Genomic DNA, 14,662 nt, shown 5'->3' with positions numbered 1-14,662 from the left:
TTTATGGTTAATTTGAAAATTCATAAATTATTTTATATCTATAACTGCGTTTTTATCTACGATATTCCACCAAGTCTTTCCTGGATTTAAAGGCAAAATATTACCTTTTTCATCTGTTAGTAGTGTTTTTGAAGTTGTTGTTTTTTTAGTCCAAAACATTTTAACATATTTACCATTGCTGATAACATAACCAGTCCCTGCGCCCACAAGTTTAATGTCTAAATGACTTCCATCTGATTGAGTTTTAATTGTGGTTATTTGGACAACTACATTTTTAACGCTTAAGGGAAGTTTATTTTCTTTATCAGTAGAAGATTTTCCATCCATGCTTTTTAGGTAAAGTCCATTTTTATAGGTGTATCTAGTGTTGTAATATTTATTTAAAGTTAAAAATATATCGGATGCTTTATTTAGTTTAGTATTATCCCAATAGCTTTTATTAAAATTTAATGTAACGCTAGGTGAGTACACAAATTTTTTAATTTTGATAAGCTCTCTTAATTTATCTGTGGAGGTATAAAGGTTATGAGGAGCTTTTCTTATCGAATCCCTCCAATATGTAGAGGCATTCGTCATTTCGTTCATGCTCATTAATTTTTCTCCATTTATTTTAAGAAGAGCTTCTTCGCTTCCACCACAATGAGCAAAAGGCAAATTATATTCCTTTGAAATATCTAAGAAATAAGCCCGAGCGCTTCTAATTGGTCCAATCTTTTTTGGACTCTCCTTTTGAAACAATGCAATAAACCTAGGAATTCCACCCTCTGCCATGGTTTCATAAACTATGTCCGCATCATTTAATCCAGATTGAGGTCTTGCATCTAAAGAGTTCTCGACTATTGCAAGTACAGCAATATTAGAGAATACTTCCTTTGTTACCTCTTCACCAGTATAGGGTGAGATGTATTTTTGAGAGGTTTTTACAGTGGGGTTTGGTTTGGGTTGTATTGTAGTATCAACTTTTTTGCCACACCCCTCGGACAAAAAAAACATTGAAACAAGTATACATAATAGTAGTTTAGATTTATTTTTCAAAATAAATATAACCTCCCTTAGTTTTAAGTATTATAATATTTGACCATAATAAATCTTTCTACAAGTCATAGATAATTACCTTTATATTTAATAATTTTTTTTAGCGAAATATCTATTATAATATAAAAACTTATACTATAATAGATATTAATAAAGAATAAGTATTAAAGGCTATAAAAATAATATGTTGAGAGGTGACTTTTATGTATGATGTAATTATTATAGGAGCAGGAGTAGTTGGAGCAGCTATTGCAAGGGAACTTTCAAGGTATGATTTAAAAATATGTATTTTAGAAAAAGAAGATGATGTTGCAACCAAAGCTTCAAAAGCAAATAGTGGGATAGTTCATGGCGGATATGCAGCAAAGTACGGTACATTAAAAGGACAATTATGTGGAAAAGGGAATAAAATGTATAAAGCACTTGAGAAAGAATTAAATTTTGGATATCGGAAAACAGGAGCTTTGGTAATTGGATTTAATGAGAGTGATGAGAAAAGAATTATTGAGCTATATGAGAACGGTCTAAAACTTGGATGCGATGATTTAGAGATTATAAAAGGTGAGAAGTTAAAAGAGATAGAGCCATACTTAAATAGTGAAGTAAAGGTAGCACTTTATGCTAAAAGTGTAGGGGTTACCTCACCTTATGAATTTACAATTGCATTAGTTGAAAATGCAATAACTAATGGGGCAGAACTTAAGCTAGAGAATGAAGTAATGAGTATAGAAAAATTGGAAGAAAAATTTATGGTTCATACTAATAAGGAAGATATAGAATCAAGATACATTATAAATGCTGCAGGACTTCATAGTGATAAAATATCTAGTATGGTAGGAATCGATGATTTTAAAATAGTACCAAAGAGAGGTCAATATATTCTAATGGGAAAAGATCAAGGACATCTTGTAAATACTGTTATTTTTCAAGTGCCTACAGATAAGGGGAAAGGAATACTTGTAACTACAACATATCATGGTAATTTTATGATTGGACCTAATGCGGAAGAAGTTGATAATACGGAAGATGTATCAACTAATGAGAATAGTTTAAAGGATGTAATTACTGCCGCTAGAATGTCCATACCTGATTTTAATATTCAAAAGGCATTAACTACTTTTTCAGGTATAAGAGCTACTAGTAGTACAGGGGATTTTATCATTGAGGAAAGTAGAGTTAAAAGATTCATAAATGTTGCTGGGATAGATTCGCCAGGGCTTACATCATCACCTGCAATTGCGAAGATGGTTGTAGATATAATTAATAATTTAGAAGAAAATCTTAGACTAAAAAGTAGTTTTAATCCAAATAGAAATGGAATAGTAATAAAGAAAGATAAGAATTTTGATGGAAAAGTTGATGATGAAAATAAAGAAAAGAATATAATATGCAGATGCGAGCAGGTTACAGAGTCAGAAATTATTGATGCTATTCACAGAAATATACCAATTAATTCTACAGATGCTATAAAAAGACGTACAAGGGCAGGAATGGGAACTTGTCAGGGGAATTTTTGTCAAAGAAGAGTTAAGGCAATAATAGCAAGAGAACTTAATATTTCAGAGGATAAGGTTACTGTAAGGGGAAATAGTAAGTCTAAACCACCAGTTAAGGCAGAAATAAATTTAATTAGGAAGGCTAAATATTAAGATAATAAATTTAAGTTAGAATGAAAAAAGAGCAAAGATCATTTTATGAACTTTGCTCCAATGTTTGAGATGAATAATTAACTTAAGCTAGTTTTATTTATAACTAGTTTTGATAAACGTTTTATAGGTAAAATAGCAATAATTATACAGGTTATTATTGCTTCGAGACCCATGTATGAGCCGTTATATAAAAGGGAGTATAAATAAACTGAGGTTCCCTTTGGGGCAGAGGTAGCGAAAAATACCACGCCGGATATAAAATGGCATGCAAATCTTGCTAGCATTGCACAGATTGCACCAATAAGTATTCCGGTAATTTTAAAGGTTCTAAAGTATCCGACTATTCCAATGGCCATAAAAGGAAGAGGATAATCAAATAATACTTGGACTGGGTGAACTGCAAAAGGAGATAATATGAAATTTATTATTCCAAATAAAAATCCTGTTAGAAAACCAACTTCAGGGCCATAAAATAATGCTATTAGTACTATTGGGACCATACTTCCAGCAGTTACGCTACCACCTTGTGGCAATTTCATTATTGTGATAAATTGTAATGAAGTAGCTAATGCGATAGATACACCAACTAAAGTTATCATTTGCGTAGTAAACTTAATTTTTCTAACTTTTAAAACAACATAAATTAATATTAAAACTCCGAGTAGTGCAAAAAGAGCAATGGGGCTTTTGGTAATTTCAGCGATTCTTTCATTTAAAGACATTTATATAACCTCCATGTATTGTGCTACAGAAGTATTATGGTAAAAACAAAAAAACTATATTCACAAAAGGAATATAGTTAATGTATTCATACATCATTACCGCTTTCCTCCGCTGGTATTATCCAGATCAGGTATAAGGGTCAATGAATTAAATATTCATATCTCAGCCATAAGGCACCCCTAGCACATATATTATTATTATTTAATTATATAGCAGTATATTACAATTTACAAGTAATTTTAAGTATTTAGTATAAGGGCCGCCTATGTAAGTAAACAAAAGGTAAGTTTGCAATTTAATACACAGAGTGTTATTGTATAAGTGTTCTAGGTAAATTCTAAAATTAGGATAGGTTTTGTTTTGTTAAAAATTAAACAATAAATTATAATTACAAAAATATCGTTCTGAAGGTATGAGGGTTCGTCCCGAATGAGAAGGCGAGAGAATAGTTGTAATATTGTTAAGGAACACACTTTTAATGGTGTGTCTTTAATTATAAGAAACTATCCTTATGCCTTTAGAGGTATAGGGATAGTTTAATTTATTAAAGAAAGGATTTAATTAATGGAAACAAGAATTGCATTAATTGGAATTATAGTTGAAAACACAGATGCAGCTCCAAAGATTAACTCTATACTTCACGAATATGGTGAGTATATTGTAGGTAGAATGGGGATTCCATATCATAAACGTAATATCTCAGTAATAAGTGTTGTTATTGACGCACCAAATGATGTTATCAGTGCTCTATCAGGTAAGCTAGGAATGATACCGGGTGTAAACACTAAAACAATTTATTCCAAAGTTACACCGCAAGCAGAGTAAATAATAAATTATTTATATAAAAAGGAGATTATGTTATGTATGATTCTATGTCAAAAAATGCAACAGAATTTATTGATGATGATGAAATTTTATCTACCGTTGCATACGCTAAGGAAAACAAGAGTAATCGTGAATTAATTGATAGTCTAATAAAACGTGCAAGTGAAGGCAAGGGGTTAACACACAGGGAAGCTGCTGTTCTACTTGAATGTGATTTGAAAGATGAAGAAGAAAAAATGTTCAAACTTGCAAAGGAACTTAAGCAAAAACTTTATGGTAATCGTATTGTTATATTTGCTCCTTTATATTTATCAAATCATTGTATAAACGGATGTGTGTATTGTCCTTATCATTCTAAAAATAAAACAATACATCGTAAAAAACTTTCACAAGAAGAAATAGTTAAAGAGGTTGTTGCGCTTCAGGATATGGGACACAAGAGATTGGCTTTAGAAGCAGGAGAAGATCCTATTAATAACCCAATTGAATATATTTTGGAGAGTATCAAGACAATCTATAGTATTAAACATAAAAATGGGGATATTAGACGTGTAAATGTTAATATTGCGGCTACTACTGTAGAGGAATATAAGATGCTCAAAGAAGCTGGAATTGGTACTTATATACTTTTCCAGGAAACTTATAATAAGAAAAGTTATGAAGAGCTCCACCCAACGGGACCAAAACATAACTATGCATATCATACTGAGGCGATGGATCGTGCGATGGAAGGCGGTATTGATGACGTTGGAATTGGTGTCCTGTTTGGTTTAAATATGTATCGTTATGACTTTGTAGGTTTGCTTATGCATGCAGAGCATTTAGAAGCAGCTAAGGGTGTAGGACCACATACTATAAGTGTTCCAAGAATTTGTCCTGCTGATGATATTGATCCAAATGCATTTTCAAATTCAATATCAGATGAGATGTTTGAAAAAATTGTAGCTGTTATTCGTATTGCTGTACCATATACAGGCATGATTGTTTCAACTCGTGAATCAAAATCAACTCGCGAGCGTGTGCTAGAACTCGGTATATCTCAGGTAAGTGGAGGATCATGTACAAGTGTCGGGGGATATTCTGAGCCAGAAGCAGAAGATGATAATTCAAAGCAATTTGAAGTAACAGACACTAGAAAATTAGATGAAATAGTAAATTGGCTTTTAGAACTTGGTTATATTCCAAGCTTTTGCACTGCCTGTTATAGAGAGGGACGTACAGGAGATAGATTTATGAAACTTGTAAAGGTAGGTCAGATTGGAAACTGCTGTCAGCCAAATGCATTAATGACACTTAAAGAATATTTGGAGGATTATGCATCCGAGGATACTAAGAAAAAGGGTGAGATCTTAATTCAAAATGAGATTCCAAATATAAAAAGTGAAAAAGTTCGAGAAATTGCAACGGAGTATTTAAAAGAGCTTAAAGATGGAAAAAGAGATTTCCGTTTCTAAAATTACAAAAGAGGTAGAGCAGAATTTGCTACACCTCTTTTTACATTTTTCATATATTAAAATAATTGGATTATATACTTGACATATTCAAGATATAGTAATAATATAATAATATAAAGTATATAATAATTATTACTAATAGATAATATAATCGATAAAAGATATCGATAAAAGAAATCGGGGGAATTTAAATGAATTTAAAAGAAGTTTATGAAGGTAGAAGAGCTATTAATTTTTTTGACACTAATAAAGGTGTGGAGGATGGATTACTTAAAGATATAATTAACCTTGCGGTACTCGCACCATCAGCATTTAATCTTCAACCTTGGGAGATTATAGCAGTAAAATCTAAAGAGGGTAAAGAAAGATTGCATAAATTTGCAGCTCAACCTAAGATATTAGAAGCTCCAGTTACTTTAATTATAGTAGGTAACAAAACAGGATATGAAGCATCAAACCCTACTTGGAATGATATGTTAAAGTTAATGGGTGGAGATAAAGAAAAATTAGCAGGTACACAAGGAATGGCAGCTGGTTTATATGGTACATCAAACGAAAATAAATTAAAGTTTGCTGAAAGTAATGCAGGATTACTCGCAATGTCTATAATGTATGCAGCCAAGAGTCTTGGAGTTGATTCTCATGCAATGAGCGGAATGGACTTTGAAGGTGTACGAAAAGAATTTGAACTTGATGAGAATAAGACTGTAGTTATGCTGATTTCACTTGGTCACTTAGATGAGAGTAATACACTTTACCCAAGAGCATATAGAAGAGGGTACGATGAGATAGTTAAAGAAGTTTAAATTATAATTTAATAGATTATAATAACAAAAGCGGCGCCATAGATTATGGGCCGCTTTTGTTATTATTCTAAATACACCAGATTATATGGAGTTTCTTGGTAAACATAATAGTTTAACCAATTTGAAAAGAGTAAACTTGAATGGCCTCTCCATTTTACAATAGGTGTTTTAGTTGGATCATCTTGTGGATAATAATTTTTTGGGACATCTATATTTAAACCATTTGCGATATCTCTATCATATTCTTTTTTGAGCGTTAGTGGATCATACTCTGAATGTCCTGTTATAAAAATCTGACGTCCTTTTTTCGCTGATACAATGTAAATTCCTGATTCCTCTGATTCTGATATAATTTTAAGTTCATCTACTTTATCAATATCAACTTTTCTTATTTCAGAATGCCTTGAATGTGGAACATAAAACTCATCGTCAAATCCAGTCAAAAGCCTGACATTATTATGTGTTGCAGTATGTTTAAATACTCCAAACAGTTTTTTGCAAAGTTTATGTTTTTGAACTCCATAATGATAATAAAGCCCAGCTTGGGCACCCCAACAAATATGCAAGGTGGAGAATACATTGCGCACGCTCCAGTCCATGATTTTTTTTAGCTCATCCCAGTAATCTACTTCTTCAAAAGGAACATTTTCAATAGGTGCTCCTGTTATTATCATTCCATCAAATTTAGAATCTTTTATTTCATCAAAAGTATTGTAAAATTTAATTAAATGTTCAGGTGATATATTTTTGCTGTCATGACTTTCGGGGTGAAGAAGTACTATATCAATCTGAAGTGGTGAGTTACCAAGAAGTCTTAGAAGTTGCGTTTCTGTATCAATTTTTGTAGGCATTAGGTTTAAAATTATAATTTTTAATGGCCTAATATCCTGATGGAATGCGCAGTCTTCTGTAATAGTAAAAACATTCTCTTTATTTAGAGTCTTATATGCTGGAAGATTGTCAGGTATTTTTATTGGCATCTAAATCCTCCTTAGGGTAATGCATCTTGCGTATTATAATATGTCAGATGCATAAGTTATTTTTGTGACTATTTAACTGCTTTTTCTAGGGCTTGGTTTAAATCGTATATAATGTCATCGATACCTTCTACACCAATTGAAAGTCTTATCAAATCTGTAGTAACTCCAGCAGCCTTTTGTTCTTCCTCATTGAGCTCTGCGTGAGTTGTGCTTGAAGGGTGAATTACAAGTGATTTTGCATCAGCAACATTTGCAAGTAGTGAGAATAATTCGACACTGTTAATAAATTTCTTTCCTGCCTCAAGTCCACCTTTTATTCCAAAAGTAAATATTGAACCTGCGCCTTTTGGTAGATATTTTTTAGATAAATCTTTGTATTTACTTGCTTCGAGCTCTGGGTAATTTATCCATGAAACACTTGGATGGTTACTTAAGAATTCAACTACGGCTCTAGCGTTTGAAACGTGCCTCTCAACTCTTAAAGACAATGATTCGAGTCCCTGAAGAAATAAAAATGCACTTTGAGGACTAAGGGTAGCACCAGTATTTCGTAGAAGCTGAACTCTAGCTTTTAAAGCAAATGCTGGTGCACCGAGGTCTGCATATACGAGTCCATTGTAGCTTTTATCAGGCGTTGTAAAATCAGGAAACTTACCGCTTGCCCTCCAATCGAACTTACCACCATCAACTATAATTCCACCAATAGTAGTTCCATGTCCACCAATAAACTTTGTTGCGGAGTGGATAACTACATCAGCACCAAATTCAATTGGACGGCATAGGAAAGGAGTTGCAAATGTACTGTCAATAATAAGTGGTATTTTATTTTCGTGTGCAATTTTTGCTACTGCTTCTATATCTAAAATATTTATTTTTGGATTCCCTATTGTTTCACCGTAAAGTGCTTTTGTCTTGTTTGTTATTGCTTTTCTAAAGTTTTCAGGATCATCTGGGTCAACAAATATTACGTTAATTCCAAGTTTCCTAAGTGTAACATTAAATAATTCATAAGTACCACCATAGAGTGTACTTGCAGTTACGATTTCATCACCGAAGCTAGCTACATTAAGTATTGCATAGAATATTGCAGCTAGTCCAGAAGCTGTAGCAAGTCCAGCAACGCCGCCTTCAAGAGCAGCTACCCTCTTCTCAAAAACATCAGTAGTCGGGTTCATTATCCTTGCATATACATTTCCGGGCTCTTTTAATTGAAATAAATTTGCTGCATGATCTGCATTTTTAAAGACAAAAGATGATGTTTGATAAATTGGAACTGCTCTTGAACCAGTAGTAGGGTCTGGAACTTGTCCTGCATGTACCTGTAATGTTTCGAAACTTAATTTTCTCTCACTCATATTAATTCTCCTCTTTAATATTATTTTTTAATTTATTAAAATATATTGTAAATATATATTTGTTTTTTATACGTAAAGGTTTATAAAAAAAAAGCAACTCTCCTGTAAGGAAAGCAGCATGATTAACTTTAATAAACAATAAAATTGTATAATAAAATTTGCTATCTTCCTTATCTTTCAGATTTTACAATCTGATGGAATTGACACCATTGCATTTCGCTATAAATGCTGGTTGTCGGGTATCATCGGGCCAGTCCCTCTACCTCTCTTGATAAGTTGTTAGTGATTAGTATATGGTTCATAAAAGTAAATGTCAATCATTTTTTTGCTTTAATCTCAATTGATTCACTTTATTTGCAAACATCAATAAATTCAGCATGAGTTAAATCTTGCATATCTGACGGTCTTATTTTAAGGGCTGTAAATGCTGAACCAGCTGCTGGGTAAACATACTCATAGTCTTTTAGTGACACATCTATGTATACTCCTATAGGACTTGCGAGTCCGAATGGACATACTCAACCTACAGGATGACCTGTTATTTGTGAAACTTCATCGTGGTCTAGCATTTTGGCCTTGGTTTTGAAAAAATCTTTATATTTTCTATTATCTATTCGCGCGTCACCTTTAGTAACAATTAAAATATCTCTGTCTTTAAGACGAAAGGATAATGTTTTTGCAATAAACTTTGGTTCAATTCCTAAAGTTTTAGCTGCAAGGTCAACTGTAGCACCGCATTCTTCAAGTTTAAATACTGGATCTACAAGCCCATGTTCAGTGAAAAATTTTTTTACACTTTCAACGCTCAAGTTATTGCCTTCTCTCAATGATTATTTTAGTAAATTAAAACATAATTATGTTTTGATAAAGAAATACCCTCTTCTATAGAAAGAAGAGGGTTAATTTATATTTTAAATATAGCCATCTTATCTTTCAAGAATAAATTTGCTGAAATTGGCACAGTATTCTAAAAGAACCCGCTGCCGAGGCTTCATTGGGTCAGTCCCTCTACCTCTCTTGATAAGTGTTTTCGTATTAAGTTGTTAAAGATATGATAAAGCTTTTATTGAATATTGTCAATAGTCTAAAAACAATTTTACAGACTAATATACAAATGTAATATTATAACAAATAAGTACTCCTCACGGTAACAAAAGAATGGAAATGGAATAATATAAAGTATAAATATTATTTTGGAGGTACTTATGTACGATTATCGTTGTAAAAATTGTGAAAATCTTGGACAATGTATGCCCATGATGAATATGCCCATGATGAATATGCCCATGATGAATATGCCTATGATGAATATGCCTATGATGAATATGCCTATGATGGATATGAAAATGGATGATATGCCTATGGAGGATATGCCAATGGAAAATATGCCTATGGGTAATATGCCAATGGAAAATATGCCTATGGGTAATATGCCTATGGGTAATATGCCTATGGGGAATATGCCTATGATGAATATGCCCATGATGAATATGCCTATGATGAACATGCCAATGATGAATATGCCTATGTGTGAGGAAGATGATGAAGAGTTAAAAAGCATGTACCCTAAGGTTTACCATAGGATGCATCCGATGGTAAAGCATCATTGCGATATGATGGTTGCAAGACATGGAAAGATGTATTGCCCTAGCAAGGAGGAAATGGATCATGTCTGTAAAGAAATAGCTGACAAGTACAAAGAACATCATAAGGATGATGATTATGATGAGGATGATTGCAGAGATGATGGTGATGATATGATGAGGAGAAGACGTCGCTTCAGCGGTGGGGGACTTCAAGATATAGCTAGAATATTAATTATAGGAACTTTACTTGGAGGCAGAGGTTATAATTACGGATATTAATATGATTAAATTTTATTAAGCATTACAAGTTAAGTTGTTATTATATTCTAAAAAACTGCTGAAGTATGTTGGCAGTTTTTTTATGTAAAGTATACATACTTATGAGTATTAAGTATGATGTACTAATGGTATTAGTGCAGAAGGGACAGAAAGAGGATATAATGAAGAGAGCCACGAAATAATTTCTGTTGTAAATAAATTCAAACAAAGGGGATAACAATGATAAAAACAAATGTTATGCGTATTTTAGATAAAATGAATATAGAATATAATGTTATGACCTATGAGGTTAAGGATGATAAGGTAGATGGGATATCTGTGGCAAAGAAGATAGGTAGAGATGAAAAATATCTATATAAAACCATAGTTACACATGCAAATTCTAAAGAAATTTATGTTATTGTGATTCCTGTCAGACAAGAAATAGATTTTAAAAAAGTAGCTAGAGTAACTAATGAAAAGAACATAGAAATGTTAGACCTTAAAGATCTACAAAAGTGTACAGGATATATTAGAGGTGGGTGTTCTCCCATAGGTATGAAAAAAAAGTATAAAACGTTTATTGACAAAGGAGCACTTGAAATAGATAAGATAATTGTAAGTGCTGGAAAAATAGGATTTCAAATAGAGATAGATCCGAATTTATTAAAGGATATTGTAGATGGTGAGTTTGCTGATTTAATAAAGTAAACCTAAAAAACAAAAAAAATGGTTCCTAATGTAGAAACCATCTTTTTTTGCTTTTATAAGGTTTTTAGATATTTTCTTTCATAGTTCCAATAGATTATAAATGCAACTACAGCAAAAAATATTGGGCCACCTACACTCCAAAGGGTTGTTGGTAAGTCTCCTTCGAGCGCTGGTTGTATTATTGAAAAGAAATTTGCAAATCCAACAGTGAACATAACTACTATTGTCCATATTAAAGCACTTGTATTAGTTTTAAATATTTCAAAAGGTTTAACAATAGCTTTGTTTTTCTTAAATGGTGCAAAAGCAAACGCTATAAACATGTATGGAAGAGTCATAGCTACGTTAGTCATTGAAACTAATATTTCAATGAACTTTTTCATAGAATCTCCACCAACAACAGAAACAAGGAAAATCATAACACAAACTATTATAGCTTGAATCCACATTGCATTTTGAGGCATTCCGTTTTTCATTTCTGCCATTTTCCCAGGCCATAATTTAGGTGGCGTACCTTCAATTAATTGTTTTAATGGTGAGAACATTAGTGTAAAGAAAGCACCAGATAAAGCTAAGAACATTGAAAGTCCAACGAATCTAGCTACACCATGTCCAATTGCTATTGAAGTAGCTTGGGTTGCACCGTATGCATTACCAAGAGAATATCCTAGGTTGTTCATTACTACATAACCAGCATTAGCTAAGTTAACGTTATCGCCAGTCATAACAGTAGACCAGTTAGTAAATATACCAACAAGGAATATTCCAAGTGAGTAGCCAATTGAGATGATAACTGCTGAAATAACAACACCTTTAGGAAAGTTTTTTTCAGCATTTTCTGTTTCATCAACTAGTCCTCCAACAACTTCGATACCACCATAAGCAAATATAGCAAATACTACGAATGCAAATGATTGAAGTATATTCCCAACAAATTTAGGATTTGGTGAATCTATGAATGAGCTAATCCCAGTTATTGGCTGAGCTAAGTGACCATGATTTCCTACAAGGACTAATATAGCTCCAATAAATAAAACTATATTTAATAATGCTACTGCAGTACCTCCAAGTGAAGTTACCTTTTTTATTTTATCTAATCCCTTAGTTGATATAATTGTAACAAATATTATCCAACATATTCCCAGTATTCCTAGAAATCTTGGGCCCGTTAATCCAAATAAACCCCAAGTTTTTGTTGTATCTGTACCAAATATCGCATTTGATATTGGAACCCAAACTGTTGACGCAACATTAACCATCCAGATTACATAAGATGCATACCACATAAACGTTCCCATAAAAGCAAATTTAGCTCCTACGGACTTTGCCATCCATGAATAAATTCCACCCTTTTCATCCTTAAAAGCCGCACCAAACTCAGCCATCATGAAAGCAAAAGGTATAAAAAATGTTATTCCTGACAAGATGTACCAAGGGATAGCAGCATAACCCATTTTATAAAATGATCTTGGAATGTTATTAAATCCGTAAACCGAAGTAAAAATCATTAATACCAATGGTACCAATGTTAAATGCTTAATATTTTTTGATTTTTCTGACATGTTTTTTCCCCCTAACGATGTTGTAAATAAATTTACTTTACTAATATAAGTATATATAAAACGACAAAAAAATCAATCTTTTTGTAAGTTTCGAGTGAGTTATGATTATACATTAATGGAAAGTATAACAGTGTTTTAAAAATTGTTAATATAATATGAGCAAAGATGATGATTTACCTTGTATTTGCTGATTTAAGCTTAAAATGTTATAATATAAATAATTATAGCTTAATAAAATGGGCACGCTAACTATAGAGGTTTAAAAGTTGGAGTGTTTTTTGAATTTAATCACAATTAAGTGTTGAAGGAGAGATTATGCGAAAAAGTGGAAGAACACCGTTAATGAGAGCAAAAAAATTAGAGAAGGCATTAGGTATTTCAGAGATATATTTAAAACTTGAAGGAGCTAATCCATCAGGACATAAATATGATCGTATTTCAGAAGTTCTAGTTAAAGATGCTATTGCTAATGGATTTAAAAAAATATTAGTTGATGGGTCTGAGTGTTACATACAATCGGTCCAGTTATTTGCAAAGTTAAATGAACTTGAGATTAAGGTTCCTTTGTTCAAACAAGAGAAATGGAAGATTTCCAGAATAGATAAATCTATTTTATTTGATATGCGTGATAAAAAAGATACTATTACGCGTTCTAATTTAAGAGGGATAGCAGAAAAAAACAACATGTATTTGATGTGTGAATGGAATTTAAATAATATTATTAGCCATCTTGTGCTAGAGGATATGACAAGAGAGTGCCTAGAACGTATGGATTTTAAGGCTGATACAATTACAATACAATTAGGCCTTGGATATACACTCTCAAGTGTATATAGTGGATTAATTAAGAGTTGGGTACATGAGGAATTAGGTAAGTTACCTGAATTGATATGTGGTTCAAATGCGTCGTGGAAAGATTCTTTGGATGAGTACGTTAGGAAGATGCAAATCGGTGGGATTAAAGGCAAGGAAAAAGATACTGTAAAATCTAATTTATACATGGAAGATGATTATACAGGTATAGTTGCAACAGTTGAGAAAATAATTATGGATACACGTGCGGAAATGATTGAAATTGAAGAAATTGATTTAAAAAATGCAGCTAACATGTTAAGAGACCTTGAAGGTGTTATGGTATCAAGGAAGGAATCATATGCAATTGCAGCATTTATCAAAAAAGTAAATCAAGGGAAACTAAGTAATGGGAAACATTTAATTATTTTAAATGATGCAAGAAGTGAAATTGAAGTGTGTGAGATTAAAAGTTTTAATGATAAAAATAAAGAAGAGCTGCTTGAGATGACGCGTGATTGGTTATCTACTTATAATGATTCAGTGGGAGAGACCGTGGATGCTATAGAAAAAGCTATGAAGGAAGGCTTTTTATTAATAGCGAAACGAAATGGTGAAGAGCAGGGCATTTGTATTGTAGTAAATATGGGGTTTGAACGATTTATTCCAACTTACCACCTTGCATATATTGGTGTTAAGCCAGGTAATAAAGGGCGAGGCGTTGCATCTGAACTTATAGGGCGTGCAATTGAACTAACAGATGGTAATCTGTCCCTTCATGTAGATCTTGATAATAAAAGGGCTAAAAATCTTTATCGTAAAATGGGGTTTAACCATGTATACGACAGGATGATATATAATCATCCAAATGAGTAAGTTAAAATTAAAAAAGGAGGTCAAACTACTGAAATATATTTCAGTAGTTT

12 protein-coding genes, 1 pseudogene and 3 riboswitches are annotated in these 14,662 nt (G+C 32.4%); of the genes and pseudogenes, 7 read left to right on the top strand and 6 right to left on the bottom strand.

Annotated elements, in window-relative coordinates; genetic code table 11:
* Window positions 1–27 precede the first annotated feature (27 nt).
* Window positions 28–1,035: a DUF3048 domain-containing protein gene (locus LL038_RS13210; protein WP_216124203.1), complete on the bottom strand. Its 1,008-nt coding sequence runs from the start codon at window positions 1,033–1,035 to the stop codon at window positions 28–30.
* 203 nt (window positions 1,036–1,238) lie between these two features.
* On the opposite strand from LL038_RS13210, the gene LL038_RS13205 reads away from it, so the two are divergent.
* Window positions 1,239–2,684, top strand: coding sequence for an NAD(P)/FAD-dependent oxidoreductase (locus tag LL038_RS13205; RefSeq protein ID WP_216124202.1), 1,446 nt, complete (start codon window positions 1,239–1,241; stop codon window positions 2,682–2,684).
* Window positions 2,685–2,761: 77 nt separating this feature from the next.
* On the opposite strand, the gene thiT is transcribed toward LL038_RS13205, so the two are convergent.
* Window positions 2,762–3,406 (bottom strand): energy-coupled thiamine transporter ThiT, encoded by a 645-nt coding sequence (gene thiT, locus LL038_RS13200; RefSeq protein WP_216124201.1) that lies wholly within the window; start codon window positions 3,404–3,406, stop codon window positions 2,762–2,764.
* An 87-nt stretch (window positions 3,407–3,493) separates the two neighbouring features.
* Window positions 3,494–3,598: riboswitch (TPP riboswitch) on the bottom strand.
* Window positions 3,599–3,971: 373 nt separating this feature from the next.
* Between thiT and LL038_RS13195 the strand changes: the two genes are divergently transcribed.
* From LL038_RS13195 to LL038_RS13185, 3 genes are all read left to right on the top strand, one after another.
* Window positions 3,972–4,232 (top strand): TM1266 family iron-only hydrogenase system putative regulator, encoded by a 261-nt coding sequence (locus tag LL038_RS13195; protein ID WP_216124198.1) that lies wholly within the window; start codon window positions 3,972–3,974, stop codon window positions 4,230–4,232.
* A 35-nt stretch (window positions 4,233–4,267) separates the two neighbouring features.
* A complete protein-coding gene (hydG, locus tag LL038_RS13190; protein ID WP_216124197.1) occupies window positions 4,268–5,686 on the top strand; it encodes a [FeFe] hydrogenase H-cluster radical SAM maturase HydG in 1,419 nt (472 codons plus the stop codon).
* 191 nt (window positions 5,687–5,877) lie between these two features.
* Entirely contained in the window at window positions 5,878–6,492 is a 615-nt protein-coding gene (locus LL038_RS13185) for a nitroreductase family protein (RefSeq protein WP_216124196.1), read from the top strand.
* A 62-nt stretch (window positions 6,493–6,554) separates the two neighbouring features.
* On the opposite strand, the gene metA is transcribed toward LL038_RS13185, so the two are convergent.
* The 3 genes and pseudogenes from metA to LL038_RS13170 form a co-directional block, all read right to left on the bottom strand.
* Entirely contained in the window at window positions 6,555–7,472 is a 918-nt protein-coding gene (metA, locus tag LL038_RS13180) for a homoserine O-acetyltransferase MetA (RefSeq protein ID WP_216124195.1), read from the bottom strand.
* A gap of 68 nt (window positions 7,473–7,540) precedes the next feature.
* On the bottom strand, window positions 7,541–8,827 hold the full coding sequence (locus tag LL038_RS13175) for an O-acetylhomoserine aminocarboxypropyltransferase/cysteine synthase family protein (RefSeq protein WP_216124194.1): 1,287 nt from the start codon (window positions 8,825–8,827) through the stop codon (window positions 7,541–7,543).
* A 167-nt stretch (window positions 8,828–8,994) separates the two neighbouring features.
* Window positions 8,995–9,105, bottom strand: a riboswitch (SAM riboswitch).
* Window positions 9,106–9,177: 72 nt separating this feature from the next.
* A pseudogene (locus LL038_RS13170) lies at window positions 9,178–9,636 on the bottom strand (YbaK/EbsC family protein).
* Window positions 9,637–9,750: 114 nt separating this feature from the next.
* Window positions 9,751–9,854: riboswitch (SAM riboswitch) on the bottom strand.
* Between the two features lie 178 nt (window positions 9,855–10,032).
* Here LL038_RS13170 and LL038_RS13165 point away from each other — a divergent pair.
* Both LL038_RS13165 and ybaK read left to right on the top strand, forming a co-directional pair.
* Entirely contained in the window at window positions 10,033–10,692 is a 660-nt protein-coding gene (locus LL038_RS13165; protein ID WP_216124193.1) for a hypothetical protein, read from the top strand.
* 219 nt (window positions 10,693–10,911) lie between these two features.
* Window positions 10,912–11,382, top strand: coding sequence for a Cys-tRNA(Pro) deacylase (gene ybaK, locus LL038_RS13160; RefSeq protein ID WP_216124191.1), 471 nt, complete (start codon window positions 10,912–10,914; stop codon window positions 11,380–11,382).
* Window positions 11,383–11,435: 53 nt separating this feature from the next.
* Here the strand turns inward: ybaK and yjeM are convergent, their stop codons facing one another.
* Complete coding sequence (yjeM, locus tag LL038_RS13155) at window positions 11,436–12,944, bottom strand: glutamate/gamma-aminobutyrate family transporter YjeM (protein WP_216124189.1); 1,509 nt, start codon at window positions 12,942–12,944, stop codon at window positions 11,436–11,438.
* A 315-nt stretch (window positions 12,945–13,259) separates the two neighbouring features.
* Between yjeM and LL038_RS13150 the strand changes: the two genes are divergently transcribed.
* Window positions 13,260–14,612 (top strand): pyridoxal-phosphate dependent enzyme, encoded by a 1,353-nt coding sequence (locus LL038_RS13150; protein WP_216124188.1) that lies wholly within the window; start codon window positions 13,260–13,262, stop codon window positions 14,610–14,612.
* Window positions 14,613–14,662: the final 50 nt, after the last annotated feature.

It is taken from the genome of Clostridium estertheticum, from assembly GCF_026650985.1.
Lineage (GTDB): Bacteria > Bacillota > Clostridia > Clostridiales > Clostridiaceae > Clostridium_AD > Clostridium_AD estertheticum_C.
The sequence above is the reverse complement of the archived record's forward strand: the minus strand, read 5'-3'. Positions and strand labels throughout refer to the sequence as shown.

Coding starts and splice junctions, on each gene's coding strand:
- LL038_RS13205 (WP_216124202.1), top strand. CDS start 1,239: ATGTATGATGTAATTATTATAGGAGCAGGAGTAGTTGGAGCAGCTATT.
- thiT (WP_216124201.1), bottom strand. CDS start 3,406: ATGTCTTTAAATGAAAGAATCGCTGAAATTACCAAAAGCCCCATTGCT.
- LL038_RS13195 (WP_216124198.1), top strand. CDS start 3,972: ATGGAAACAAGAATTGCATTAATTGGAATTATAGTTGAAAACACAGAT.
- hydG (WP_216124197.1), top strand. CDS start 4,268: ATGTATGATTCTATGTCAAAAAATGCAACAGAATTTATTGATGATGAT.
- LL038_RS13185 (WP_216124196.1), top strand. CDS start 5,878: ATGAATTTAAAAGAAGTTTATGAAGGTAGAAGAGCTATTAATTTTTTT.
- metA (WP_216124195.1), bottom strand. CDS start 7,472: ATGCCAATAAAAATACCTGACAATCTTCCAGCATATAAGACTCTAAAT.
- LL038_RS13175 (WP_216124194.1), bottom strand. CDS start 8,827: ATGAGTGAGAGAAAATTAAGTTTCGAAACATTACAGGTACATGCAGGA.
- LL038_RS13165 (WP_216124193.1), top strand. CDS start 10,033: ATGTACGATTATCGTTGTAAAAATTGTGAAAATCTTGGACAATGTATG.
- ybaK (WP_216124191.1), top strand. CDS start 10,912: ATGATAAAAACAAATGTTATGCGTATTTTAGATAAAATGAATATAGAA.
- yjeM (WP_216124189.1), bottom strand. CDS start 12,944: ATGTCAGAAAAATCAAAAAATATTAAGCATTTAACATTGGTACCATTG.
- LL038_RS13150 (WP_216124188.1), top strand. CDS start 13,260: ATGCGAAAAAGTGGAAGAACACCGTTAATGAGAGCAAAAAAATTAGAG.